This window comes from Enterobacter sp. ECC-175 (assembly GCF_043968675.1).
Taxonomy (GTDB): domain Bacteria; phylum Pseudomonadota; class Gammaproteobacteria; order Enterobacterales; family Enterobacteriaceae; genus Enterobacter.
In genome coordinates, this window is sequence record NZ_CP143776.1 from 4,551,934 (window position 1) to 4,575,100 (window position 23,167).

The 23,167-nt window shown below is 55.8% G+C and carries 26 protein-coding genes; 19 read left to right on the plus strand and 7 right to left on the minus strand.

Features of this window, described 5'->3' with window-relative positions; all coding sequences use genetic code 11:
• Positions 1 to 47 precede the first annotated feature (47 nt).
• Positions 48 to 1,184, minus strand: coding sequence for a 23S rRNA (guanine(1835)-N(2))-methyltransferase RlmG (rlmG, locus tag V1599_RS21515; protein WP_395300825.1), 1,137 nt, complete (start codon positions 1,182 to 1,184; stop codon positions 48 to 50).
• Positions 1,185 to 1,267: 83 nt separating this feature from the next.
• Between rlmG and V1599_RS21520 the strand changes: the two genes are divergently transcribed.
• The 4 genes from V1599_RS21520 to sstT all read left to right on the plus strand — a co-directional run bounded on the left by V1599_RS21520 (position 1,268) and on the right by sstT (position 5,529).
• Complete coding sequence (locus V1599_RS21520; RefSeq protein WP_112010829.1) at positions 1,268 to 1,771, plus strand: M48 family metallopeptidase; 504 nt, start codon at positions 1,268 to 1,270, stop codon at positions 1,769 to 1,771.
• A 70-nt stretch (positions 1,772 to 1,841) separates the two neighbouring features.
• Positions 1,842 to 2,840 carry a Gfo/Idh/MocA family protein gene (locus V1599_RS21525; RefSeq protein WP_297116392.1) on the plus strand — a complete coding sequence of 333 codons (999 nt, stop codon included), beginning with the start codon at positions 1,842 to 1,844 and terminating at the stop codon, positions 2,838 to 2,840.
• A gap of 249 nt (positions 2,841 to 3,089) precedes the next feature.
• Positions 3,090 to 4,055 carry a TerC family protein gene (locus V1599_RS21530; RefSeq protein WP_112010831.1) on the plus strand — a complete coding sequence of 322 codons (966 nt, stop codon included), beginning with the start codon at positions 3,090 to 3,092 and terminating at the stop codon, positions 4,053 to 4,055.
• A gap of 232 nt (positions 4,056 to 4,287) precedes the next feature.
• Positions 4,288 to 5,529 carry a serine/threonine transporter SstT gene (gene sstT, locus V1599_RS21535; protein ID WP_395300826.1) on the plus strand — a complete coding sequence of 414 codons (1,242 nt, stop codon included), beginning with the start codon at positions 4,288 to 4,290 and terminating at the stop codon, positions 5,527 to 5,529.
• 92 nt (positions 5,530 to 5,621) lie between these two features.
• On the opposite strand, the gene V1599_RS21540 is transcribed toward sstT, so the two are convergent.
• Together V1599_RS21540 and uxaC are read right to left on the minus strand one after the other, a co-directional pair.
• A complete protein-coding gene (locus V1599_RS21540; RefSeq protein WP_395300827.1) occupies positions 5,622 to 7,109 on the minus strand; it encodes a UxaA family hydrolase in 1,488 nt (495 codons plus the stop codon).
• 17 nt (positions 7,110 to 7,126) lie between these two features.
• Entirely contained in the window at positions 7,127 to 8,539 is a 1,413-nt protein-coding gene (uxaC, locus tag V1599_RS21545; protein ID WP_395300828.1) for a glucuronate isomerase, read from the minus strand.
• Positions 8,540 to 9,014: 475 nt separating this feature from the next.
• Between uxaC and V1599_RS21550 the strand changes: the two genes are divergently transcribed.
• The 11 genes from V1599_RS21550 (at position 9,015) to V1599_RS21600 (ending at position 16,454) form a co-directional block, all read left to right on the plus strand.
• A complete protein-coding gene (locus V1599_RS21550; protein ID WP_297116402.1) occupies positions 9,015 to 10,313 on the plus strand; it encodes an MFS transporter in 1,299 nt (432 codons plus the stop codon).
• A 123-nt stretch (positions 10,314 to 10,436) separates the two neighbouring features.
• Complete coding sequence (gene exuR, locus V1599_RS21555; RefSeq protein ID WP_112010836.1) at positions 10,437 to 11,213, plus strand: transcriptional regulator ExuR; 777 nt, start codon at positions 10,437 to 10,439, stop codon at positions 11,211 to 11,213.
• A 344-nt stretch (positions 11,214 to 11,557) separates the two neighbouring features.
• Positions 11,558 to 12,220 carry a DedA family general envelope maintenance protein YqjA gene (yqjA, locus tag V1599_RS21560; protein WP_112010837.1) on the plus strand — a complete coding sequence of 221 codons (663 nt, stop codon included), beginning with the start codon at positions 11,558 to 11,560 and terminating at the stop codon, positions 12,218 to 12,220.
• A gap of 2 nt (positions 12,221 to 12,222) precedes the next feature.
• Positions 12,223 to 12,606 carry an EnvZ/OmpR regulon moderator MzrA gene (mzrA, locus tag V1599_RS21565; RefSeq protein WP_112010838.1) on the plus strand — a complete coding sequence of 128 codons (384 nt, stop codon included), beginning with the start codon at positions 12,223 to 12,225 and terminating at the stop codon, positions 12,604 to 12,606.
• Between the two features lie 154 nt (positions 12,607 to 12,760).
• Positions 12,761 to 13,129: a DUF1090 domain-containing protein gene (locus V1599_RS21570; RefSeq protein ID WP_112010839.1), complete on the plus strand. Its 369-nt coding sequence runs from the start codon at positions 12,761 to 12,763 to the stop codon at positions 13,127 to 13,129.
• 29 nt (positions 13,130 to 13,158) lie between these two features.
• A complete protein-coding gene (locus tag V1599_RS21575; protein WP_112010840.1) occupies positions 13,159 to 13,464 on the plus strand; it encodes a YqjD family protein in 306 nt (101 codons plus the stop codon).
• A gap of 2 nt (positions 13,465 to 13,466) precedes the next feature.
• Positions 13,467 to 13,865, plus strand: a complete 399-nt coding sequence (locus V1599_RS21580) for a phage holin family protein (RefSeq protein ID WP_112010841.1) — start codon at positions 13,467 to 13,469, stop codon at positions 13,863 to 13,865.
• Positions 13,862 to 14,158, plus strand: a complete 297-nt coding sequence (locus V1599_RS21585; protein ID WP_112010842.1) for a YqjK-like family protein — start codon at positions 13,862 to 13,864, stop codon at positions 14,156 to 14,158. Before V1599_RS21580 ends, V1599_RS21585 begins: the two co-directional genes overlap by 4 nt.
• A 252-nt stretch (positions 14,159 to 14,410) precedes the next feature.
• Complete coding sequence (locus tag V1599_RS21590; protein ID WP_012135240.1) at positions 14,411 to 14,803, plus strand: DoxX family protein; 393 nt, start codon at positions 14,411 to 14,413, stop codon at positions 14,801 to 14,803.
• Between the two features lie 72 nt (positions 14,804 to 14,875).
• Positions 14,876 to 15,862, plus strand: a complete 987-nt coding sequence (locus V1599_RS21595; RefSeq protein WP_112010844.1) for a glutathione S-transferase family protein — start codon at positions 14,876 to 14,878, stop codon at positions 15,860 to 15,862.
• 226 nt (positions 15,863 to 16,088) lie between these two features.
• Positions 16,089 to 16,454 carry a DUF805 domain-containing protein gene (locus V1599_RS21600; RefSeq protein WP_112010845.1) on the plus strand — a complete coding sequence of 122 codons (366 nt, stop codon included), beginning with the start codon at positions 16,089 to 16,091 and terminating at the stop codon, positions 16,452 to 16,454.
• Between the two features lie 40 nt (positions 16,455 to 16,494).
• On the opposite strand, the gene yhaJ is transcribed toward V1599_RS21600, so the two are convergent.
• Positions 16,495 to 17,397, minus strand: a complete 903-nt coding sequence (gene yhaJ / locus V1599_RS21605) for a DNA-binding transcriptional regulator YhaJ (protein ID WP_112010846.1) — start codon at positions 17,395 to 17,397, stop codon at positions 16,495 to 16,497.
• 104 nt (positions 17,398 to 17,501) lie between these two features.
• On the opposite strand from yhaJ, the gene V1599_RS21610 reads away from it, so the two are divergent.
• Entirely contained in the window at positions 17,502 to 18,203 is a 702-nt protein-coding gene (locus V1599_RS21610; protein ID WP_297116425.1) for a pirin family protein, read from the plus strand.
• A 100-nt stretch (positions 18,204 to 18,303) separates the two neighbouring features.
• On the opposite strand, the gene V1599_RS21615 is transcribed toward V1599_RS21610, so the two are convergent.
• The gene (locus V1599_RS21615; protein ID WP_395300829.1) at positions 18,304 to 19,605 is read right to left on the minus strand and encodes a serine dehydratase subunit alpha family protein; all 1,302 of its coding nucleotides are present in this window, start codon (positions 19,603 to 19,605) and stop codon (positions 18,304 to 18,306) included.
• 21 nt (positions 19,606 to 19,626) lie between these two features.
• Positions 19,627 to 20,958, minus strand: a complete 1,332-nt coding sequence (locus tag V1599_RS21620; RefSeq protein WP_297116431.1) for a hypothetical protein — start codon at positions 20,956 to 20,958, stop codon at positions 19,627 to 19,629.
• 347 nt (positions 20,959 to 21,305) lie between these two features.
• On the opposite strand from V1599_RS21620, the gene V1599_RS21625 reads away from it, so the two are divergent.
• From V1599_RS21625 to V1599_RS21635, 3 genes are read left to right on the plus strand one after another with little or no spacing between them, the layout of a single operon-like run.
• Positions 21,306 to 21,755 (plus strand): STM2901 family protein, encoded by a 450-nt coding sequence (locus V1599_RS21625; RefSeq protein WP_395300830.1) that lies wholly within the window; start codon positions 21,306 to 21,308, stop codon positions 21,753 to 21,755.
• 2 nt (positions 21,756 to 21,757) lie between these two features.
• A complete protein-coding gene (locus V1599_RS21630) occupies positions 21,758 to 22,075 on the plus strand; it encodes a DUF1493 family protein (RefSeq protein WP_395300831.1) in 318 nt (105 codons plus the stop codon).
• A 21-nt stretch (positions 22,076 to 22,096) separates the two neighbouring features.
• On the plus strand, positions 22,097 to 22,585 hold the full coding sequence (locus V1599_RS21635; protein WP_395300832.1) for an Hcp family type VI secretion system effector: 489 nt from the start codon (positions 22,097 to 22,099) through the stop codon (positions 22,583 to 22,585).
• A 68-nt stretch (positions 22,586 to 22,653) separates the two neighbouring features.
• Here the strand turns inward: V1599_RS21635 and V1599_RS21640 are convergent, their stop codons facing one another.
• A complete protein-coding gene (locus V1599_RS21640; protein WP_112010849.1) occupies positions 22,654 to 23,064 on the minus strand; it encodes a Spy/CpxP family protein refolding chaperone in 411 nt (136 codons plus the stop codon).
• Between the last annotated feature and the right edge of the window lie 103 nt (positions 23,065 to 23,167).

The window sequence follows — 23,167 nt, forward strand, 5'->3', positions numbered from 1 at the left end:
GTGTGAGAGGGTTGGGGTGAGGGCATCAGACCGCGCCGTTTTTAACGTTACCGACGACGCCCCAGCTTAACCGCCTTCAGCACCACGAACTTATTGTTCGTCGCAATGGTGACGCAGTTGCCGAAAATCTTCTTCAGCTTGTGGAAATAGTCCAGGTGGCGGTTCGCCACGATGTACAGCTCGCCGTTAATTTTCAGGCAGCGGCGCGCGTGGTGGAACATCTCCCAGGCGACGTTATCCGTCAGGGCGTGCTTCTGGTGGAACGGCGGGTTGCAGAACACGGCGTTAAAGCGGAACGGCTCGACGCCGGACAGCGCGTTATTGATCATGAACTCGCAGCGGTCCAGCGCCTCCGGCATGTTGGTTTCGACGTTCAGACGGCTGGATGCCACCGCCATCGGCGACTCGTCGCTAAACACCACGCTGGCCTCCGGGCTCTTCGCCAGCAGCGTCAGGCCAATCACGCCGTTGCCGCAGCCCAGATCGACGATTTCGCCTTCCAGGTTCTCCGGCAGATGTTCAATGAAGAAACGCGCCCCGATATCCAGCCCGGTGCGGGAGAAGACGTTCGCGTGGTTGTGGATGGTCCAGTCGGTGCCTTCCAGCTTCCAGCTGAGGGTGTCTGGCGCATCGGCCAGCTCCGGCGCGCTGAAGGTACAGTTGATCAGGCGCGCTTTTTTCCAGGCAAGCGTAGTGGTGGTTGGACCGAGGACCTTCTCGAACAGCTCCAGCGTCGAGGTGTGAATATCGCGCGCCTTGGCGCCCGCGATGATGCGGGTTTCTGGCGTCACGACCTTACGCAGCGCGCGCAGCTGCTGCTCCAGCAGCGCCATGGTTTTTGGCACTTTGATCAGCACCACGCCCGGCGCCTGCGGGTAATCTGCCGTGCTGTCGAGGAACTTCACGCTGCCTTCATCGATATCGTTATGGCGCAGGTTTTCACGCGTCGCCAGCTCGCTCAGGTAGGAATCACCGATGCTGTAAGGCGAGTGTTCCGCCAGGGCACAGGCCAGCGCGCCAAAGGCGTCATTCAGGATCAGAACCGGGCCGCGGATTTCAGTGTCATCCAACTGCTGCAGCAGATAGTCATCCGCCGCTTCCCACGCCTGAAGCGGGTTAACGTCGTCCGTTTCCGGGAAACGTTTAAGGTTGAGTGAACGGAAACCGTTGTCTAAGTGGCTCATCGGCCCTCCTGAATGGTAAAATTTGGCGTATCCCTGAAAAGGGTGCGTGAGTATACCTGTTTTCACACTATTTTGGGGTTTTGATGAACCAGCTGACTTATCTTCAGGGCTACCCGGAGAACTTACTGACTCAGGTTCGCAGCCTGATTGCCGAGCAGAAGCTGGGCGCGGTGCTGGAAAAACGCTATCCCGGCACGCACGATTTCGCGACGGACAAGGCGCTCTGGCAGTATACGCAGGATCTGAAAAACCGTTATCTGAAGAGCGCGCCGCCGATCAACAAGGTGATGTACGACAACAAGATCCACGTGCTGAAAAATGCGCTTGGCCTGCACACCGCCATTTCCCGCGTGCAGGGCGGCAAGCTGAAGGCCAAGGCCGAGATCCGCGTGGCGACCGTTTTTCGCAACGCGCCGGAAGCCTTTCTGCGGATGATCGTCGTCCACGAGCTGGCGCACCTGAAAGAGAAAGAGCACGATAAGGCGTTCTACTCCCTGTGCTGCCACATGGAGCCGCAGTACCACCAGCTGGAGTTTGATACCCGCCTGTGGCTTACGCATTTATCGTTAAATGGTAATGCGCAGTAGCGCACTGGTTTTGCAATAATCCCGTGCTACAGTGGCTAAAGGTTCCCCGCTACGGAGTACGTAAACGTTTATGATACGTTTCGCAGTTATTGGTACGAACTGGATCACGCGCCAGTTCGTCGACGCCGCCCACGAAACCGGCAAATATAAGCTTACCGCAGTCTATTCCCGCAGCCTCGAGCAGGCGCAGAGTTTCGCTAACGACTATCTGGTCGAACATCTGTTCACCTCTCTCGACGAGATGGCGAAAAGCGACGCCATTGACGCGGTGTATATCGCCAGCCCGAACTCCCTGCACTTCCCGCAGACGACGCTGTTCCTCAGCCACAAAAAGCACGTGATTTGCGAGAAGCCGCTGGCCTCGAACATTCAGGAAGTGGAAGCCGCCATTGCCCTGGCGCGCGAAAACCAGGTGGTGCTGTTCGAAGCGTTCAAAACCGCGAGCCTGCCGAACTTCCTGCTGCTGCAGCAGTCCCTGCCGAAGATCGGCAAGGTGCGTAAGGCCTTTATCAACTACTGCCAGTATTCGTCGCGCTACCAGCGCTACCTTGACGGCGAGAACCCGAACACCTTCAATCCGGCCTTCTCTAACGGCTCGATTATGGACATCGGGTTTTACTGCCTGGCCTCGGCGGTGGCGCTGTGGGGCGAGCCGCACGGCGTGACGGCCACCGCCAGCCTGCTGGAAAGCGGCGTGGATGCGCACGGTATTGTGGTGCTGGATTACGGTGATTTCAGCGTCACGCTGCAACACTCCAAGGTGAGCGACTCGGTGCTGCCGAGCGAAATTCAGGGCGAAGACGGCTCGCTGGTGATCGAGAAGATCTCCGAGTGCCAGAAGGTCAGCATCGTTCCGCGCGGCGGTAAAGCGCAGGAGCTGACGCAGCCTCAGCATATCAACACTATGCTGTATGAGGCAGAGGTCTTTGCGCGTCTGGTGGAAGAGAACGAAGTGAATCACCCTGGGCTTGCGATCAGCCGCACCACGGCGAAGCTGCAAACGGAGATCCGCCGCCAGACCGGCGTGGTGTTCCCGGCAGACGGCGTGAACGCGGAAGCGATCGCGTAAAACAGTGTAATGAATGCGTGCAGACCATTGACGAAACCGATGGTCTGACATATTTTGTTACCTGCAAAGGGGAGTAACTTCCTTGCCGGTGGATCGTCATTACGATGCGTTAATCGCGCATCCGGTCGCCGGGCAACCTTAACGGTTGTAAGTGAGACCTTGCCGGAAGGCGAGGTCTATGCATAAAACGCTAGCGGCTATCGTCTTCTGACCATAGCCGTTTTTGTTTTTTATGCGTAAGGAAAAAGTATGAATACTGTCGGTACTCCGCTGCTGTGGGGCGGGTTCGCTGTCGTGGTACTCATCATGCTGGCGATCGATCTCTTCCTCCAGGGGCGTCGCGGTGAGCATGGAATGACCATGAAGCAGGCCGCCGCCTGGTCCCTGGTGTGGGTTACGCTCTCACTGCTGTTCTGCGCCGCCTTCTGGTGGTATCTGGCCTCGACCGAAGGCCGCGCCGTTGCCGATCCTCAGGCGCTCGCCTTCCTCACCGGCTACTTAATCGAAAAAGCCCTTGCGGTCGATAACGTCTTCGTCTGGCTGATGCTGTTCAGCTACTTTGCCGTGCCTGCGTCGCTTCAGCGCCGCGTGCTGGTGTACGGCGTGCTGGGCGCGATTATCCTGCGTACGATTATGATCTTCGCGGGCAGCTGGCTGATTACCCAGTTTGAATGGCTGCTGTACGTCTTCGGCGCGTTCCTGCTGTTTACCGGTGTCAAAATGGCGCTGGCAAAAGAAGATGAGACGGGTATTGGCGAGAAGCCGCTGGTGAAGTGGATCCGCGGTCATCTGCGCATGACCGACAAGATCGAGAGCGAGCACTTCTTCGTGCGCCAGAACGGTCTGCTGTTTGCTACTCCGCTACTGCTGGTGCTGATTCTGGTTGAGCTGAGCGACGTGATTTTCGCGGTAGACAGCATCCCGGCGATCTTCGCGGTGACCACCGACCCGTTCATCGTGTTGACCTCAAACCTGTTCGCGATCCTCGGCCTGCGCGCAATGTATTTCCTGCTGGCGGGCGCGGCGGAGCGCTTCTCCATGCTGAAGTACGGCCTGTCGGTAATTCTGGTGTTTATCGGTATCAAGATGCTGATCGTCGACTTCTACCATATCCCGATCGCGATTTCGCTCGGCGTGGTGTTTGGCATTCTGATCGTGACGCTGATTATCAACACCTGGGTTAACCGCCAGCACGATAAAAAGCAGGTGGAGTAATACCCTCACCCCGGCCCTCTCCCAAAGGGAGAGGGTGAAAAAAAGCGCCGCCCGGCACTCTCGTTAACTAATAGTTAAAAAATATGACGCAGCACGTAAAATCCAGCATTTTACGCTTCCCTCCTTTCGCACATTCCCTATACTCGACCAGGCAAACATTTTCTTACATCCGGACATAAATGTGACTTAGAGCACATCCGGAATGGAACATAATTTCACTCAGGAATATTGTATGAGCACACAATCAACGGGGCTTTTTGCGCGCCTGGCGCAAGGGAGTCTGGTTAAACAAATTCTGGTAGGGCTGGTGCTGGGCATTCTGCTGGCGATGGTGTCAAAACCTGCAGCAGAGGCCACGGGGCTCCTCGGCACCCTTTTCGTCGGCGCCCTGAAAGCCGTCGCACCGGTTCTGGTTTTGATGCTGGTCATGGCATCGATTGCCAACCACCAGCACGGACAAAAAACCAACATTCGCCCTATTCTGTTCCTGTATCTTCTGGGAACCTTCTCTGCAGCCCTAACGGCCGTGGTGTTCAGCTTCCTGTTTCCGTCCACGCTGCACCTGACCAGCGCGGCCGGTGATATCACGCCGCCATCCGGCATTGTCGAAGTGCTTCGCGGCCTGCTGATGAGCATGGTCTCTAACCCTGTCACGGCGCTGATGAACGGTAACTACATCGGTATCCTGGTCTGGGCGATTGGTCTGGGCTTCGCGCTGCGTCACGGTAACGACACAACAAAACACCTGGTCAACGATTTGTCGAACGCCGTCACCTTTATGGTGAAACTGGTGATTCGCTTTGCGCCCATCGGGATCTTCGGGCTGGTCTCCTCTACGCTGGCCACCACCGGTTTTGACGCGCTGTGGGGTTACGCGCAGCTGCTGGTTGTTCTGGTCGGCTGTATGCTGTTGGTTGCGCTGGTGATCAACCCGCTGCTGGTGTTCTGGCAGATCCGCCGCAACCCGTATCCGCTGGTGCTGACCTGCCTGCGCGAGAGCGGCGTGTATGCGTTCTTCACCCGCAGCTCTGCGGCAAATATTCCAGTTAACATGGCGCTGGCGGAGAAGCTGAACCTGGATCGCGATACCTATTCCGTCTCCATTCCGCTGGGTGCAACCGTGAACATGGCGGGCGCGGCCATTACCATTACCGTGCTGACCCTGGCGGCGGTGCATACGCTGGGCATTCCGGTCGATCTGCCAACCGCGCTGCTGCTGAGCGTGGTGGCGTCGCTGTGTGCCTGTGGCGCATCCGGCGTGGCGGGTGGTTCGCTGCTGCTGATCCCGCTGGCGTGCAATATGTTCGGTATCCCGAACGAGATCGCCATGCAGGTGGTGGCCGTCGGCTTTATCATCGGCGTATTGCAGGACTCCTGCGAAACGGCGCTAAACTCCTCTACCGACGTACTGTTTACCGCAGCTGCCTGTCAGGCGGAAGACGCGCGCTTAGCGAAAAACGCGCTGCGAGGTTAACAGCAAAACGGCAACCCTGAGGTTGCCGTTTTTAGTGTTTGCCCCCTCTCCCCGTGGGAGAGGGCCGGGGTGAGGGCATCAGGCCGCACCGATTAAAGCGTCACACCGCTCTTAAAGATCGCCAGCTCGCGGAAATCGTTCTTCTCGTTGCACGTCTGCCTGCCGTTGGCAAATTCGACGATGGCATCCACAAACTCCGCCAGCAGTTCCGGCATCGCTTTGCCGTGGATCAGCTGCCCCGCATCGAAATCAATCCAGTGCTTTTTCTTCGCCGCCAGCTCGCTGTTGGTGGCGATTTTCACCGTCGGCACAAAGCCGCCGTACGGCGTGCCGCGCCCGGTGCTGAACAGCACCATGTGGCAGCCCGCGCCCGCCAGCGCGCTGGTGGCGACCGCATCGTTACCCGGCGCGCTCAGCAGGTTGAGGCCGTGCGTTTTCAGCCGCTCGCCGTAGCGCAGCACGTCCACCACCTGGCTTGCGCCGGCTTTCTGGGTGCAGCCAAGCGATTTCTCTTCAAGCGTGGTGATCCCGCCCGCCTTGTTGCCCGGCGATGGATTTTCATAAATCGGCTGGTTGTGGGCGATAAAGTACTGCTTGAAGTCGTTGACCATCGTAACGGTCTTTTCAAACGTCTCTTCGTCGCGGCAGTGGCTCATCAGAATTCGCTCTGCGCCAAACATTTCCGGTACTTCGGTCAGCACCGTGGTGCCGCCGTTGGCAATCACGTAGTCCGAGAAGCGGCCCAGCATCGGGTTGGCCGTAATGCCGGACAGCCCGTCCGAACCGCCGCACTCCAGGCCAAACTTCAGCTCGCTCAGCTTGCCCGCTTCACGCCGGTCGTGGCGCATCACCTCATACAGCTGGTGTAGCTGCTCCAGCCCCGCCTCCACTTCGTCATCCTGATGCTGACACACCATAAAGCGCACGCGCTCGGGGTCGAACTCGCCCAGCGTTTCGCGGAAGGCATCCACCTGGTTGTTTTCACAGCCCAGGCCAATCACCAGCACCGCGCCCGCGTTCGGGTGGCGAACCATGTTTTGCAGCATGGTTCGCGTATTAATATGGTCATCACCCAGCTGCGAGCAGCCGTAGGTGTGGCTGAATAGATGGACGCCGTCGGTGCCTTCGGCATCCCGAGTCTCTTTCAGGAAGCGCGTCTGGATCTGACGCGCAATCCCGTTCACGCAGCCTACGGTCGGCAAGATCCACAGCTCGTTGCGGATCCCCACCTCGCCACCGGCGCGGCGGTAGATCTGCACGTCGCGATCCGCCGCCTGCCCCGCTTCAGCCTGAACGTCAGGTTGATAGCTGTACTCGTCCAGGTCGCTGAGGTTGGTGCGGGTATTGTGCGAGTGAATGTGTTCACCCGGCGCAATATCCTGGAGCGCGTGACCAATGGGCAAACCGTACTTCACGACGTTTTCCCCTTTGGCGATGGGGCACACGGCAAATTTATGCCCGCGCGAAATCGCCTCGCGCAGGGTGACCGTATGGTTCTCAACGGTCACCACCGCGCCTTCGGTTAAATCGGCCAGCGCAACGGCCACGTTATCCAGCGAATGGATCTTAATGTAGTGCATATCAACCTCAGACGGCCTTAGTTCAGTTCAATGGCGAAGTAGTCACGCGCATTGTTAAAGCAGATGTTTTTCACCATGTCGCCCAGCAGCTGGATATCCGGCGGAGCTTCACCCGCCTGCACCCAGCGGCCAATCATCTGGCACAGAATGCGGCGGAAATATTCATGACGCGTATAAGACAGGAAGCTGCGGCTGTCGGTCAGCATGCCGACAAAGCGGCTCAGCAGGCCAAGCTGCGCCAGCTGCGTCATCTGACGCTCCATGCCGTCCTTCTGATCGTTAAACCACCAGCCGGAACCGAACTGCATCTTGCCCGGCATGCCTTCGCCCTGGAAGTTGCCGATCATGGTGCCCAGCACTTCGTTATCGCGCGGATTCAGGCAGTAAAGGATGGTTTTTGGCAGCAGGTTTTGTTCGTTCTGCTTGCTCAGCAGCTTAGACAGCTCTTCCGCCATCGGGCGGTCGTTGATGGAGTCGAAGCCCACGTCCGCGCCCAGCAGCTTGAACTGACGCTGGTTGTTATTGCGCAGCGCGCCGATGTGGTACTGCTGCACCCAGCCGCGACGGGCGTATTCCGCGCCGAGGAAGACCAGCACCGCCGTTTTAAACTGCGCCACCTCGCGCTCGCTCAGCGTTTCCCCCGAGAGACGGCGCGCCAGAATACCGTCCAGCTCCGCCTCGTTTGATTCCGCAAACATCACCACGTCCAGCGCGTGGTCGGAAACTTTACAGCCGTGCGCGGCGAAGTGGTCCAGGCGCTTCGTTAGCGCGGACTGCAGGTCAGCGAAGCGACGGATGTCGGTATCAGAGACTTCGGCAAGCTTCGCCATATAGTCGCTGAAGGTCGCCTGCTCAATGTTAAAGGCTTTGTCAGGACGCCAGCTCGGCAGCACCTTGATGTCGAAAGAGGCATCCTGCGCCACGACCGCATGGTGCTCCAGCGAGTCGATGGGATCGTCCGTGGTGCCGACCATCTTCACGTTCATCTGCTGCATGATGCCGCGCGCGGTGAAGCGATCCTGCGCCAGCAGCGCGTTGCACTGGTCCCAGATTTCATCTGCGGTGGCCGGAGAAAGAAGCTTGCCGGTGATGCCGAACGGACGGCGCAGCTCGAGGTGCGTCCAGTGGTACAGCGGGTTGCCGATGGTGTGCGGCACGGTGGCCGCCCAGGCGTCAAACTTCTCGCGGTCGGTGGCGTCGCCGGTACACAGGCGTTCCGCCACGCCGTTGGTGCGCATAGCGCGCCACTTATAGTGATCGCCCTTCAGCCAGATATCATACAGGTTCTTAAAACGGTAATTTTCGGCAACCTGCTGCGGCGGCAGATGGCAGTGGTAGTCGAAAATCGGCTGATCTTTTGCGTAGTCGTGGTACAGACGGCGGGCAAATTCGGTATCTAACAGAAAATCTTCGGTCATAAACGGGGTCATTATCGTCTTCCTCTGTAGCGGGAGCGTCAGAAAGCTTGATGTTCAGATGCTGCAAAGTTATCACACCAATTTCCAGAGCCCGTAGTTTTTTTCGTGAGTCAGATCAATAAACGCTGACAAATAATTTACCGTCAAAGAGGTAAATCCGCCTGAAAACCGCGCCGTTACTGGCTTCTCTCGCCAGTCAGAATGCCCCTACAAAGATTCCAGCAATTGTGATGTCACTCACCTTTTAAAGTTGTATGACAAGTTATCTTTTTCGCCGTCGCATCAATAAGCCGACGGAATGCATTCCCGGTGTCAGATACACCGGAATTAACGGTATGGATACCCATTTAAGCACGATGACTTTTGGCAGGGTTCGGGCCGGACCGGAACGTTTTCTGGTGATGCCCCTCCCGTTAACAATCGTTCCCGTAGACGGTTGAGCGGTTGCCGCACCCGGTGCGGAAATCACATAACGATGAGGTTTTACATGCGTAAAATTAAAGGGTTACGTTGGTATATGATTGCACTGGTGACGCTCGGCACCGTGCTGGGTTACCTGACGCGTAATACCATTGCGGCGGCTGCGCCAACGCTAATGGAAGAACTGCACATTTCGACCCAGCAGTATTCGTACATCATTGCGGCCTACTCCGCGGCTTATACCATCATGCAGCCGGTCGCCGGCTATGTGCTGGACGTGTTGGGCACCAAAATCGGTTATGCCTTCTTCGCCGTCACCTGGGCTGTTTTCTGTGGCGCAACCGCGCTGGCAGGCAGCTGGGGCGGCCTGGCGCTGGCGCGCGGCGCGGTCGGTGCGGCCGAGGCAGCGATGATCCCGGCGGGGCTGAAAGCCAGTTCCGAATGGTTCCCGGCGAAAGAGCGCTCCATTGCCGTCGGCTACTTCAACGTCGGCTCGTCGATTGGCGCAATGATTGCTCCGCCGCTGGTGGTGTGGGCAATCGTGATGCACAGCTGGCAGCTGGCGTTCATCATCTCCGGCGTGCTGAGCTTCGCCTGGGCCATGGCCTGGCTGATTTTCTACAAACACCCGCGCGATCAGAAAAAGCTGTCTGAAGAAGAACGCGAGTACATCATCGGCGGCCAGGAAGCACAGCACCAGACCAACAACGGCAAAAAAATGTCCGTCCTGCAGATCCTCGGCACCCGTCAGTTCTGGGGTATCGCCCTGCCGCGTTTCCTGGCCGAGCCCGCCTGGGGGACGTTCAACGCGTGGATCCCGCTGTTCATGTTTAAGGTGTACGGCTTTAACCTGAAAGAGATTGCGATGTTCGCCTGGATGCCGATGCTGTTTGCGGACCTCGGCTGTATCGTTGGCGGCTACCTGCCTCCGCTGTTCCAGCGCTGGTTTGGCGTGAACCTGATCGTCTCCCGTAAAATGGTGGTGACGATGGGCGCGCTGCTGATGATTGGCCCGGGGATGATCGGCCTGTTCACCAGCCCTTATATCGCTATCGCCCTGCTGTGCGTCGGTGGCTTTGCGCACCAGTCCCTGTCGGGCGCGCTGATTACGCTCTCATCCGACGTCTTTGGCCGTAACGAAGTGGCCACCGCCAACGGCCTGACCGGCATGGCCGCCTGGACCGCAAGCACCCTGTTCGCGCTGGTGGTGGGCGCCCTGGCAGATACCATCGGCTTTAGCCCGCTGTTCGCCGTGCTGGCCATTTTCGACCTGATGGGAGCCGTGGTGATCTGGACGGTGCTGAAGAGCAAATCCGCCGAGGAGCTGGAAAGAGAGTCCCTTGGGGGGCCGGCGACGCAGAGTTAGCAACCCTTTTACCGCCGGGTATGTAAAAGCCGCCTCCGGGCGGCTTTTTTGATGGCGAAATCTGGAGACTGGCCTGCAAAAGTGGTATAACAAATACTCCGCCGTACCCTGCCTGGAGCGCATATGGAAATCACCGAACCCCGCCGTTTGTATCAGCAACTTGCCGCTGAGCTGAAAGATCGCATTGAGCAAGGCGTCTATCTTGTTGGTGACAAACTCCCCGCCGAGCGCTTTATCGCGGATGAAAAAAGCGTCAGCCGCACCGTAGTGCGTGAAGCGATCATCATGCTGGAGGTAGAAGGCTATGTCGAAGTGCGCAAAGGTTCCGGCATCCACGTGATTTCCAACCAGGCCAAACACTCGCCCGTCCCGGACGAAAGCCTGGAATTTGCCAGCTACGGTCCGTTTGAGCTGCTCCAGGCCCGCCAGCTAATTGAAAGCAACATTGCCGAGTTTGCCGCCACCCAGGTGACCAAGCAGGACATCATGAAGCTGATGGAAATCCAGGAGAAAGCGCGTAAGGAAAAATGTTTCCGCGATTCAGAGTGGGATTTGCAGTTCCACGTTCAGGTTGCGCTGGCAACGCAAAATACGGCGCTTGCGGCAATCGTGGAAAAAATGTGGACTCAGCGCGTTCACAACCCGTACTGGAAAAAACTGCACGATCATATCGATTCACGCACCGTGGATAACTGGTGTGACGATCACGATCAAATTCTTAAAGCGTTGATTCGCAAAGACCCACACGCGGCAAAGCTGGCAATGTGGCAGCACCTGGAAAATACCAAACAGATGCTGTTTAACGAAACCAGCGACGACTTCGAATTTAACGCTGACCGCTATCTTTTTGCCGATAATCCTGTCGTTCACCTCGATACGGCCACCAGTCAGGCAAAATAGCGCCCCGCTTCGCTGACAAAGCCCATCGCTGCGCACTCCTGCGCCGGTGGGTAAGCAAAACATATATTGTGTCAGCCTTTGTAAAATCCCTCGCTCACTTCCGGGGCTTACGCCAAAATCAGTTTGCTCATGCAATTTCTGTGACGAGAATCGTTGGGCTTTGTTACAATTGGATTCAATTTGCTTTCTAGTAAGTTAGTGCTTGCTTACCAGCCAATTAACAGGGAACAGTTCTGGCCACCACCCATGTGTCCGCGAGCGACCATAATGAAATCACTAGAATGTCGCCGTACTGTTTTTCCCGGATAACAGGCGTGACGTTAACCGATTTCCAGGAACACTGAATGGAACTTTTGACCCAACTACTGAATGCCTTATGGGCTCAGGATTTCGAAACGCTGGCCAACCCGTCCATGATTGGCATGCTCTATTTCGTTTTATTTATGATTCTGTTCCTTGAGAACGGACTGCTGCCTGCCGCGTTCTTACCGGGCGACAGCCTGCTGGTGCTGGTGGGCGTCCTGTGCGCGAAAGGGGCGATGGCCTTTCCGCAAACTATTCTGCTGCTGACGATTGCCGCCAGCCTGGGCTGTTGGGTGAGCTATATCCAGGGACGATGGCTGGGTAACACGCGCATTGTGCAAAACTGGCTCTCGCATCTTCCCGCACATTACCACCAGCGCGCGCACCACTTATTCCACAAGCACGGGCTCTCCGCGCTGCTGATGGGCCGCTTTATTGCCTTCGTGCGAACGCTGCTGCCAACCATTGCTGGCCTTTCCGGCCTGAGCAGCGCGCGCTTCCAGTTCTTCAACTGGATGAGCGGCCTGCTGTGGGTGCTGATCCTCACCACGCTGGGCTACGCGCTGGGCAAAACGCCGGTGTTTATGAAATACGAAGATCAGCTGATGTCATGCCTGATGCTGCTTCCGGTGGTGCTGCTGGTCTTTGGCCTGGTCGGCTCGCTGGTGGTGCTGTGGAAGAAAAAATACGGGGCCAAGGGCTAACCATGGCTATCTCACCGCGCGCGCTTCGTCGTTTTTCCTGGGCTCTTGCTGCGCTGATTATGTTCAGCACGCTGGTTCTGCTCTGGACTGCGCTGCAGCATCAAGAATCTACGCTGGCGATTCGTCCCGTGAACCAGGGCGCCAGCGTGCCGGACGGTTTTTCCATCTGGCATCACCTGGATGCAAACGGTATCCGCTTTAAAAGCATCACGCCGCAGGACGACGTTTTGCTGATAAAATTTGACTCCAGTGCGCAAAGCGCCGCCGCAAAAGCGGTGCTGGACCGCACGCTGCCGCAGGGGTACATCATTGCGCAGCAGGATGATGACAGCCAGCCAGCGGCGTGGCTGTCACGCTTACGCGACACATCGCATCGGTTTGGTTAATTACCAGGATTCCGAATCTTTTCACTGACTTTGGTGAATATGCCGTTTACTTACTATGCTTAAGTACGCGGAGCACCCCTCAAATGTTCTCCGCATGACTTTGGAAAACGGCAATACCTCCAGGTTTGCCGTCACACAATGGAAGGTTTCAATAATGAAATACCGCATCACTCTGGCTCTGGCCCTTTTTTCGTTAAGCACAGCATCCTTCGCGAACTCTCTTTGTCAGGAGAAGGAACAGGATATACAGCGTGAAATCAGTTATGCCGAAAAGCATCACAACCAGCACCGGATCGACGGGCTGAAAAAAGCGCTGAGCGAAGTAAAAGCCAACTGCACGGACAGCCAGCTGCGTGCCGACCACCAGAAAAAAATCGCTGAACAGAAGGACGAGATAGCCGAGCGCCGTCAAGACCTGCAGGAAGCGAAAGAGAAAGGTGATGCGGATAAAATTACCAAGCGCGAAAGAAAGCTGAAAGAGGCGCAGGATGACCTGAAAGCGCTGGAAGCTCGCGATTATTGAGTTAACGGAAATCTCAACAGGAGAGAATCATGTCAAAAGATACGACTTCAGAAAATCTGCGCGCTGAACTGAAATCCCTGGCCGATACGCTGGAAGAGGTGCTGAACTCCTCGACCGATAAATCGAAAGAAGAGCTGAGCAAGCTGCGCAGCAAAGCGGAAAGCGCGCTGAAAGAGAGCCGCTATCGTCTGGGTGAAACCGGCGATGCGCTGGCAAAACAGACCCGCGAGGCCGCGGCGCGTGCAGACGAATACGTGCGTGATAACCCGTGGACCGGCGTAGGCATTGGCGCCGCGATTGGCGTCGTGCTGGGCGTTCTGCTGACGCGTCGTTAATTATGGAAGATCCTCGTCACGCACAAGGGCCTGCTAAAAACGTCCTCGGCATCGGCCAGCGTATTTTGACCACGCTGGTCGGCATTGCCGAAACGCGAGTTCGTCTGGCGGTGGTAGAGCTGGAAGAGGAGAAAGCGAACCTTTTCCAGATGCTGCTAATGCTCGGGCTGACCATGCTCTTCGCCGCATTTGGGCTGATGAGCCTGATGGTGCTGATCATCTGGGCCATTGACCCGCAGTATCGGCTGAATGCGATGATTGCCACCACCGTTGTCCTGCTGGTCGCCGCGCTGATTGGCGGTCTGTGGACGATGCGTAAAGCGCGCCAGTCCACGTTCCTGCGCCATACGCGCCAGGAGCTTGCCAACGACCGCGCGCTGCTGGAGGATGACAAGCCGTGAGCAGCACAGCCGAACGTCAAAAGCGAAAAGCATACCTGCTAAGCCAGATCCAGCAGCAGCGGCTGGATCTGTCCGCCAGCCGCCGTGACTGGCTGGCGCTAACGGAGCGTTACGATCGCGGCTGGAATACGATCCTGAGCCTGCGCTCGTGGGCGCTGGTGGGCAGCAGCGTGATGGCGATTTGGACCATACGTCATCCCAATCTGCTGGTCCGCTGGGCCCGCCGCGGCTTTGGCGCCTGGAGCGCATGGCGTCTGGTGAAGACAACGCTGCGCAAGCAGCAGCTACGGTGATAAAAGCAAAACGGTAACCCTGGTTACCGTTTTTTGTTTTGCACCCTCTCCCTGTGGGAGAGGGATGGGATGAGGGCACCAGCCCGCACGCCTTTTTACTCAATTTCTTTGAAAAAGATTGACAGTTTTCCTTGCTAACAATTGCCAACCGCCCCGTTTACACTCCTCTCCATCGACAGCAAATACGCGGTATCTCACCGAATTTGCACATAAAAAATAATTAGCCGTCAAAGCGGTTTCCTGGAGAGTAAAATGAAAAAATTAGAAGATGTTGGTGTTCTGGTAGCGCGTATTCTGATGCCAATTCTGTTTATCACCGCGGGCTGGGGCAAAATCACCGGCTATGCGGGTACCCAGCAGTACATGGAAGCGATGGGCGTGCCGGGGTTCCTGCTGCCGTTGACCATCCTTCTTGAGTTTGGCGGCGGACTGGCCATTCTGTTCGGCTTCCTGACCCGCACCACCGCGCTGTTCACCGCAGGCTTCACCCTGCTGACGGCGTTCATCTTCCACAGCAACTTTGCGGAAGGCGTGAACTCCCTGATGTTCATGAAAAACCTGACCATCGCGGGCGGCTTCCTGCTGCTGGCTATCACCGGTCCTGGCGCATTCAGCATCGACCGCGTTCTGAATAAGAAGTGGTAAGCACGCTATACTGATTGAACACAAAGCGAGGAGATCTCTCCTCGCTTTTGCTATCTGACGGAGGAGAAAAAAATGGGACAACTCGTAGACGGCGTCTGGCAGGATGTCTGGTATGACACCAAATCCACCGGCGGTCGCTTCAAGCGCTCCGTTTCGGCCTTCCGCAACTGGCTAACCGCCGACGGCGCGGCGGGCCCGAGCGGCGAAAGCGGCTTCGCGGCCGAGAAAGACCGCTATCATCTGTATGTTTCCCTCGCCTGCCCGTGGGCGCACCGCACGCTGATCGTCCGCAAGCTGAAGGGGCTGGAGTCGTTAATCCCCGTTTCGGTAGTTAACCCGCTGATGCTGGAAAACGGCTGGACCTTTGACGATAATTTCCCGGCCGCAACGGGCGACGAGCTCTATCACCACGATTTCCTCTACCAGCTCTATCTTCGCGCCGATCCGCATTACACCGGACGCGTGACCGTCCCGGTACTCTGGGACAAGAAAAACCAGACTATCGTCAGCAACGAATCGGCTGAAATCATCCGTATGTTCAACACCGCGTTTGACGCCCACGGTGCCCGCGCCGGGGATTACTACCCGGTTGAACTGCGCGATGAAATTGACGAGCTGAACGGCTGGATCTACGACAACGTGAACAACGGCGTCTATAAGGCCGGGTTTGCCACCAGCCAGGAAGCCTACGACGAAGCGGTGGGGAAGGTGTTTGAATCACTGGAACGCCTGGAGCAGATCCTCGGCCAGCATCGCTACCTGACGGGCGATCGCCTGACGGAAGCCGATATTCGCCTGTGGACCACGCTCGTGCGGTTCGATCCGGTGTACGTCACCCACTTTAAGTGCGACAAGCACCGGATCAGCGACTATCTGAACCTGTACGGCTTCCTGCGCGACATCTATCAGATGCCCGGCATTGCCGAAACGGTCGATTTTGACCACATCCGCACCCACTATTACCGCAGCCACAAGACCATTAACCCAACGGGCATTATCTCCATCGGTCCGTGGCAGGATCTGGATGAGCCGCACGGGCGCGACGTCCGTTTTGGATAAATATTCTGTATATATACCCTAAATAATTCGTGTTGCATGAAGGCGGCTCCGCAGCAAATCCCCAGGAGCGTACATAAGTACGTGACTGGGGTGAGCGAGGACAGCCAACGCACAGGCAACGTGAAGTATGACGGGTAGATGCCCTTTTTTAATTCACCATCTCCATCTATCCTTACTTTGATCGCTTAAAAAACAAGTGATTGACTGACTATTGAGGCAAGGAAAAATGGACTGGTATTTAAAAGTACTGCGCAACTACGTTGGATTCGGTGGCCGCGCCCGCCGCAAAGAATATTGGATGTTCGTTCTGGTGAACTTCGTCCTCATCATGGTGCTGGGTATTGTCGACAGGATCCTCGGCTGGGAGCGCGCGAGCGGTGAAGGGGTACTGACGACGATCTATGGCCTGCTCGTACTGCTGCCGTCATGGGCCGTGCTGTTTCGCCGCCTGCACGACACCGATCGCTCCGCGTGGTGGCTGCTGCTGGTGCTGATCCCGATTATTGGCTGGCTGGTGATCCTGATCTTCAACTGTCAGAGCGGGACGCCGGGCGAAAACCGCTTTGGTCCTGATCCTAAGCTCAACGCATAAAAATAGCCCGGTGGCGCTTACGCTTGCCGGGCCCACATGCTTATTTATTGTAGTGCGCAAAGAGCTTCGGAATTTCGCGCAGACACCACGATTTTGCCTCGCCCATGCTGTCGCGCCGCCACGCCATAATAATATCGACTTCGCTGGTGTATTCCGGGCTCACGACGCGCAGCCGCCCTTCGGCAATATCCTTTTCGACGAACGGGTACGGCATCGTCGCCACGCCCAGTCCCGCCAGCAGCGCCTGGCGCTTATCTTCCAGCGAGGTCACCGTGAGGCGCGGCTGCTTGTCCAGCAGCTGCACCGTTAACACCGGACGCTCGCGCGCAGTATCGGCCACCGCCACGCCGCGATACTTCACGCGGGTCACTTCAGAGAGCGGCTCCGGCTCCTGGTGAATCGGGTGATCCGGCGCGGCAACGTAGACGTTCATGATGCTGTAGAGCTTGCGCGAGTTGATTTCTGACGACGAGCGAAAGTGCATATCCGGCGCAATAACGATATCCGCCCTGCCCGTTTCCAGGCGCTCCCACGCGCCTGCCAGCACTTCGGTGATGATCGACAGCTGGGTGTTAGCCTTAGCCGCAAGGCGATCCACCAGCGGGAACAGCGCCTCGGTCGGCACCAGTGCTTCCGTGACCAGCGTCAGATGCGTTTCCCAACCGCGCGCCAGCGCTTCGGCATCGGTCGTCAGCTTGTCCGCCGCTTCCAGCAGCACGCGCCCGCGCTCCAGCAGCATGCGGCCAACATTGGTGAATTTTGTTCGATGACCCGAACGGTCAAAGAGCACTACGTCCAGTTCCTCTTCCAGCTTTTGCATGGTGTAGCTCAGGGCAGACGGTACGCGCCCCAGTTCATCTGCCGCTGCCGCAAAGCTGCCACGCCTGTCAATGGCGTCCATCACGCGGAGTGCCTCAAGCGTCAATGCTCTCTCTTTAGCCATCTCGTTCTCATTCAGGAAATTTGAACATACCGGGCAGAATATCTGGCTAACAATGAAGCGTCCATACCTTTACCATTGTTTTAGTGTAAAGAGAGGTCAAGTTTATGATTACGACAAGAACGGCAAAAGAGTGCGGACAAGCCGATTTCGGTTGGCTGCAGGCCCGCTACACCTTTTCTTTTGGACACTACTTTGACCCTAAACTCCTCGGGTACGCCTCTCTGCGCGTGTTAAACCAGGAAGTGCTCGCGCCGGGCGCCTCCTTCCAGCCGCGCGCGTATCCGAAAGTCGATATTTTGAACCTGATCCTGGAAGGCGAGGCAGAATACCGCGACAGCGAGGGCAATCATGTCCAGGCCAAGGCGGGCGAAGCGTTACTGATTTCAACGCAGCCCGGCATGAGCTACAGCGAGCATAATCTCAGCAAAGATAAAACGCTGACCCGCATGCAGCTGTGGCTGGATGCCTGCCCGGAGCGGGAAAACCCGCTGGTGCAGAAGATAGATCTCACGGACGATAAGCAGCAGCTGATTGCGTCACCGGACGGCAGTAAAGGCAGCCTGCAGCTGCGCCAGCAGGTATGGCTACACCATATTGAGCTGAAGCAAGGCGAACAGGCGAGCTTCCAGCTTCACGGCCCGCGCGCTTATCTGCAATCGATTCACGGCACGGTGCATGCGGTCACGCACGCGGAGGAGAAAGAAGCGCTCACCTGCGGCGATGGCGCGTTTATTCGTGATGAAGCGAATATCACGCTTGTTGCCGACACGCCGCTGCGCGCGCTGCTGATTGATTTGCCGGTGTGATTAAACCTTACCCCTCACCCTAACCCTCTCCCCAAAGGGGAGAGGGAACGATCGAGCCCCTCGCCCCTTTGGGGAGAGGGGTTGGGGTGAGGGGAATGCTTTACACCTTACTCGCCATAATCTCGATAATCTGCGTATCCGTCGCCTGCATTGAACGACACGCCAGCGCGCACAGGTTGGCGATAGATTGCTCTACGTCGTGCGCCACAATGCCTTCGTTACCCGTGACCGCCGTATCGTCCAGCGCCATCATCACCGCTTTCCAGGCGCTGCCGACGCTGGTCGAGACTTTCATCGCGCAGCTGTTGGACGCGCCGTCGCAGATCATTCCGCTGACGTCGCCGATCATGCTGCCGATCGCCATGGCGATCGTCCGGTAGCGCCCGCCCAGCAGCCACGCCATGCCCGCCGCCGCCCCCATCGACGCCGTCGTGGCCGCACACAGCGCCGACAGGCGCGGAAGCTGGTAGTGGATATAGATCGCCGACAGATGCGAGAGCATCAGCGCCCGGGCGAGGCGTTCATCATCGGCCTGGACGTGCTCCGCCACCACCACCACCGGCATGGTGGCGGCGATCCCCTGATTTCCCGATCCCGAATTGCTCATTGCCGGAAGCGTTGCGCCGCCCATTCGCGCATCCGAGGCCGCGCTGGTGCGGATCACAATGTCCGAACCCAAATCCTGCGCCACCCATCCGCGCGAGCGCTGTTTATTCAGCGTCGCACCCACGTGCAGGCCCCAGCTTCCGCTGAGCCCCTCGCGGGAAAGCGCGTCGTTTAACCGCCCCGCCTCCAGGATAAAGCGTATCGCCTCAAGCGGAACCTGCTCAATAAACTCCACGATCTGAGACAGCGTGGCGTTCGCGAGCGCCGCCAGCGGATCGTCGTTCACCGCATTTCGCTGCTCATCAAGCGTAAAGCGCGTTTCGCCCTCGAACACCACCTCCACCACGCGCGTATGGCCGCCGGCGATGGTTACCATTGCGGACGCATCACCGGCGTGCACGCAGGCGCGGGAGTAGAGGATCTCATCGCACGGCTCCTGCAGCTTCACCTGCACCTGCCCGGCCTCAAGCAGCGCTTTGGCACGGGCCAGCGCGTCGGCGGAGGCATCTTTTAATACCTCCAGCCCGGCTTGCGCGTTACCGCCAACCGCCCCCAGCGCCGCCGCAATCGGTAGCCCGACCATTCCGGTGCCGGGCACCGTCACGCCAAGGCCATTTTTCATCAGGTTTGGCGAAACCCACGCCTCGATCTTCGTGACCTCTCCCGTCAGCTGCTCTGCGGCCATCGCGCAGGCCAGCGCCAGCGATACCGGTTCCGTACACCCCAGCGCGGGCTTAACTTCTTCCCGTACCGCTCGAATAAACGACTGCCAAAAAGGATTCATTTGCTCAGACATCGTTACGACCTTATTTACTCCTCAGGAAAACGCGAGGAAAGGAGAAACACAAAGCAACAGCCCGGTGATGATAATAATCACCAGCGACGCACCCTTATATTTATGTAGCGCCGGGACTTTATAGACCAGCCATGCCGGAATTAAGCAGCCCACCATCCCAAATATCGGGCTGCATATTGAGGTGAAACTTAATACGGGCGCATTGAGAACAATGGCGCTCCAGGCCAGCAGAATGGCAAACAGCATGATGCCGCGCTGGACGGTGGTTTCATTAATTTTCTCGGCAGGCATTTTGCGGCGCAGGATATTCATCACAATGCCCTGCGTCGCCTCGCGAAAGCCGAGATAGACGCCGAAGAAGGCGGTCATGACGGCGAAAATATTGAGAATAACGCTGACGATTTTGACCCAGCCCGCGCCGTCGCCGCTGATAAACTGCGCCGCTATCGCCAGCGCGGAGATATTCTGCTCGTAGGCTTTGACCGCCTCATCATGCCCCATCGCCAGGGTAAAGGAGACGGCGTAGAAAAAGACCGTTACAAACAGAATGCCAAAGGCAATATTCATCGCGCGCAGGGCTTTATGCCGCGCCACCTCGACGGATTTCTCCCGCGAACGGTAGGAGATCACCATCGGGCTTAGCGTCTGAATAAACAGAATGGAGGTTAAGGTAAACGGCAGCGTAATAATGGCGTTCTTGATCAGCAGCCCCATCGGCGGCAGCATGCCGACGTTGGCTAAATGCCAGAGTCCAATCATTGACAGCCCCAGTGCCGCAACCACGAATAATTTGGTCAACACCATCAGGCTGGAGACTTTGAACAGCAGCTTCTCGCCGCGCGACGAAATCGCCACCAGAATGCAGATCAGGAATAAGCCGTAGAACGGGTTTTCGGAGAGCAATCCGTCCGTCACGCCGAAGGTATGTAAATAGGAGGCGCTGTCGTTGGTGATCGCCGTTGAATAGACGAACATCCAGATCACCAGCATCACGAAATAGAGCGCGCCCAACAAAATGCCCCAGTTTTTACCCAGATAGCCGCTGATCACGCTCGGGTAATCTTTGCATTCCGGTGATTCCGCCAGCGTATTAATAAACAGACGCTGGAAAAGATACATCGCCGGATAGCCGATTATCGACGAGAGTAAAAAGACCCATAACCCCATCAGGCCAACCTGTACCGGGAGAAAAACGATCCCCGCGCCGATGGCCATTCCGATACTCATAATGATCCAGCCGGTATCGGTGCTGTCGAATTTAATGGCCTCTCGCCATTCACTTTCACTCATTCCCGCCCGCCGTGCCGCGGGGGAATCATTCACAACCACACTGCCGTTTGTTGCCGTATCCATAAGACACTCGCTTATTTTGTAGGGTAAGTATTTAATTTTTATAGGTTCAGGCTGCCAGCGATAGCGAGCCAGACGGATGCAGGCGGTTGTTATTGGTGTGAAACGATCATAGCGAGAGCGCGGGAGAAAAAAGTCACAATATTTTTGTGGATTTTCTGATTCGGGAGTAAAAAACCCCTCATATTATCACTTTAAAATAAAATTTTTCTAAATGTGATGCAGTTCATGTAATCATCATATTATAAATGAGCATTTTTCGGAATTTATAAAGATTCCTTCCCTACTCTATGCCTTCACTTTTTTATAGGATGAGATGACAGAAACCACAGTAAAAGCAGGGTTAGGCTATGGATACCGTTGAAGAACTCAATGGAACATACTTTTATAAAGGTGTATGTAATATCTCTGGATCTGAGCTATTTTTTTGGATTTTTCTGGATGTCACCGATGAGCAGTTCGGCGGATTAAAGGATGCGGTAATGATGGCAACAATGATTCTTGGTTTACCTATACTGGAAACCAGAACAAAACCCGGAACGGCGACTGTAGGAACGTCCGTGGCCTCTAAATACCTGCGAGATCTCCTGAATGTGAAGCTACCACACCGATTACCCACTCTTACACTTGCAAGCTTCAAATATGGAAAGCCAATGTATACAAATAATTTAGGCGCATTTATCGGTCGATGGATACCTGCTTTAGGGATAACCATATTAGCTGCTGATGTTACAATGATAAGTTACAAAACCCTGTCGCGATATAATACGATTGCTCATCCCAAAGACCGGATCTATTGATTATGCCGAGTGAAACTGATGTTCTGGAATTCTTTAGAGACAATTTACCAGAACAAGGAACATTGACGGGAAAAAGAATTCCTCTCAATCTTGATGATGTTTTACAGGATTATACCGATCTGGATGATATCATGTATGCAATTGATCAATTTGAGAAAAAATATATTATCGAGGTTAAAACAGCGAATTATTTCCCATGGATGCAAACCTGGTTTTTCCGGAAATGGTTCACTAAAAATTCTGTAACGCAAATTTCAAAGCCATTAACGGTAAGAATGTTCGCCGAGGCGGTTACAGCGGGAAAATGGATACACGATTGATTAATATAAGGAGTTTGTAACATGGCTGTACCGGTTCATATCTGGTTTTATGATGACGGTGGTTCACTGATTAAGGGATCATCTGATGTTTTTAACCGCGAAGGTAGTATAGAAATTAAGGGGTTGACCCATAACTTAAGCATCCCAACAGATCCTTTATCAGGAAAGTTAACCAGTACGCGCAAACATGCACCTTTTCTATTCGAAAAGGAAATAGATAGCTCCTCACCCTATCTGTATAAAGCCGTCGCTACGGGACAAAACCTAAAGAAAGTTGAGATCGTCTATTATCGCATTAATGATGCTGGGTATGAGGTTGAATATTTCAAAACAGAACTTGAAGGAGTTAAAGTCGTCTCAATCTCTCCTATCGTTAACGATACGCGCAATTGTCCCGGAACAGGGCATCTTGAATCTATTCAGTTGCGATATGAAAAAGCTATCTGGACCTACTGCGAAGGCAATATACAGTTCTCCGATGCATGGAACGAACGAACTTCAGCACAATGAAAAGCCATCCTCACAGAATCTATTTTAAATGATTCTGTGAGGTCTCTTTCAAACTACAAAAACTAAAATCACTCAGACAGCGCCTTCGCCATATCGGCCTTCACCTGCTTGCGCTGGTCCGGCGTCAATACCTGGCTGACGTCGAAGTAGTATTTCACGCGGTAGTAGCGCGCCTGCTGTTCAATTTTGCTGAAGGCAGAAAGCTGGCTTTTTACCGTGCTTTCATTCCATTTTCCGGCATGGAACATCTCAATCAGCGCGCCGTCCTTAACGCCGGTCATCGGGATTTTGCTGACGTTCTGTTCCAGCGTCTGGTGGAGATTTTCAATCTTCTTCACCTGATCTTTACTCAGCTTCAGGTGCTGCACCAGCGGATCCTGCGCCGGAGCCGGGGCAGAATCTACGTTGGCAGCCTGGGCCGCAAAGCTGCACACCGTCAGGGACGCAGCCACCAGCGCAATACGGGTCATTTTCATCATCTTACTGTCCTTACGTTTTGTTGTAGTGAAAAGCAGGCACATTGTTTTTCAAGAGCGGATGAATATGTGTGATTAATTATATAAACAATTTTGTATGTTCTTC

Bases quoted from the DNA above. Each gene is read 5' to 3' on its own strand.
- rlmG (WP_395300825.1), bottom strand. From the start codon at position 1,184: ATGAGCCACTTAGACAACGGTTTCCGTTCACTCAACCTTAAACGTTTC.
- V1599_RS21575 (WP_112010840.1), top strand. From the start codon at position 13,159: ATGTCAAAAGATACGACTTCAGAAAATCTGCGCGCTGAACTGAAATCC.
- V1599_RS21615 (WP_395300829.1), bottom strand. From the start codon at position 19,605: ATGTCTGAGCAAATGAATCCTTTTTGGCAGTCGTTTATTCGAGCGGTA.
- V1599_RS21590 (WP_012135240.1), top strand. From the start codon at position 14,411: ATGAAAAAATTAGAAGATGTTGGTGTTCTGGTAGCGCGTATTCTGATG.
- yqjA (WP_112010837.1), top strand. From the start codon at position 11,558: ATGGAACTTTTGACCCAACTACTGAATGCCTTATGGGCTCAGGATTTC.
- V1599_RS21620 (WP_297116431.1), bottom strand. From the start codon at position 20,958: ATGGATACGGCAACAAACGGCAGTGTGGTTGTGAATGATTCCCCCGCG.
- uxaC (WP_395300828.1), bottom strand. From the start codon at position 8,539: ATGACCCCGTTTATGACCGAAGATTTTCTGTTAGATACCGAATTTGCC.
- exuR (WP_112010836.1), top strand. From the start codon at position 10,437: ATGGAAATCACCGAACCCCGCCGTTTGTATCAGCAACTTGCCGCTGAG.
- V1599_RS21600 (WP_112010845.1), top strand. From the start codon at position 16,089: ATGGACTGGTATTTAAAAGTACTGCGCAACTACGTTGGATTCGGTGGC.
- V1599_RS21640 (WP_112010849.1), bottom strand. From the start codon at position 23,064: ATGATGAAAATGACCCGTATTGCGCTGGTGGCTGCGTCCCTGACGGTG.
- V1599_RS21625 (WP_395300830.1), top strand. From the start codon at position 21,306: ATGGATACCGTTGAAGAACTCAATGGAACATACTTTTATAAAGGTGTA.
- V1599_RS21630 (WP_395300831.1), top strand. From the start codon at position 21,758: ATGCCGAGTGAAACTGATGTTCTGGAATTCTTTAGAGACAATTTACCA.
- V1599_RS21570 (WP_112010839.1), top strand. From the start codon at position 12,761: ATGAAATACCGCATCACTCTGGCTCTGGCCCTTTTTTCGTTAAGCACA.
- V1599_RS21635 (WP_395300832.1), top strand. From the start codon at position 22,097: ATGGCTGTACCGGTTCATATCTGGTTTTATGATGACGGTGGTTCACTG.
- V1599_RS21525 (WP_297116392.1), top strand. From the start codon at position 1,842: ATGATACGTTTCGCAGTTATTGGTACGAACTGGATCACGCGCCAGTTC.
- V1599_RS21550 (WP_297116402.1), top strand. From the start codon at position 9,015: ATGCGTAAAATTAAAGGGTTACGTTGGTATATGATTGCACTGGTGACG.
- V1599_RS21540 (WP_395300827.1), bottom strand. From the start codon at position 7,109: ATGCACTACATTAAGATCCATTCGCTGGATAACGTGGCCGTTGCGCTG.
- mzrA (WP_112010838.1), top strand. From the start codon at position 12,223: ATGGCTATCTCACCGCGCGCGCTTCGTCGTTTTTCCTGGGCTCTTGCT.
- V1599_RS21520 (WP_112010829.1), top strand. From the start codon at position 1,268: ATGAACCAGCTGACTTATCTTCAGGGCTACCCGGAGAACTTACTGACT.
- V1599_RS21530 (WP_112010831.1), top strand. From the start codon at position 3,090: ATGAATACTGTCGGTACTCCGCTGCTGTGGGGCGGGTTCGCTGTCGTG.
- V1599_RS21610 (WP_297116425.1), top strand. From the start codon at position 17,502: ATGATTACGACAAGAACGGCAAAAGAGTGCGGACAAGCCGATTTCGGT.
- sstT (WP_395300826.1), top strand. From the start codon at position 4,288: ATGAGCACACAATCAACGGGGCTTTTTGCGCGCCTGGCGCAAGGGAGT.
- V1599_RS21595 (WP_112010844.1), top strand. From the start codon at position 14,876: ATGGGACAACTCGTAGACGGCGTCTGGCAGGATGTCTGGTATGACACC.
- V1599_RS21580 (WP_112010841.1), top strand. From the start codon at position 13,467: ATGGAAGATCCTCGTCACGCACAAGGGCCTGCTAAAAACGTCCTCGGC.
- yhaJ (WP_112010846.1), bottom strand. From the start codon at position 17,397: ATGGCTAAAGAGAGAGCATTGACGCTTGAGGCACTCCGCGTGATGGAC.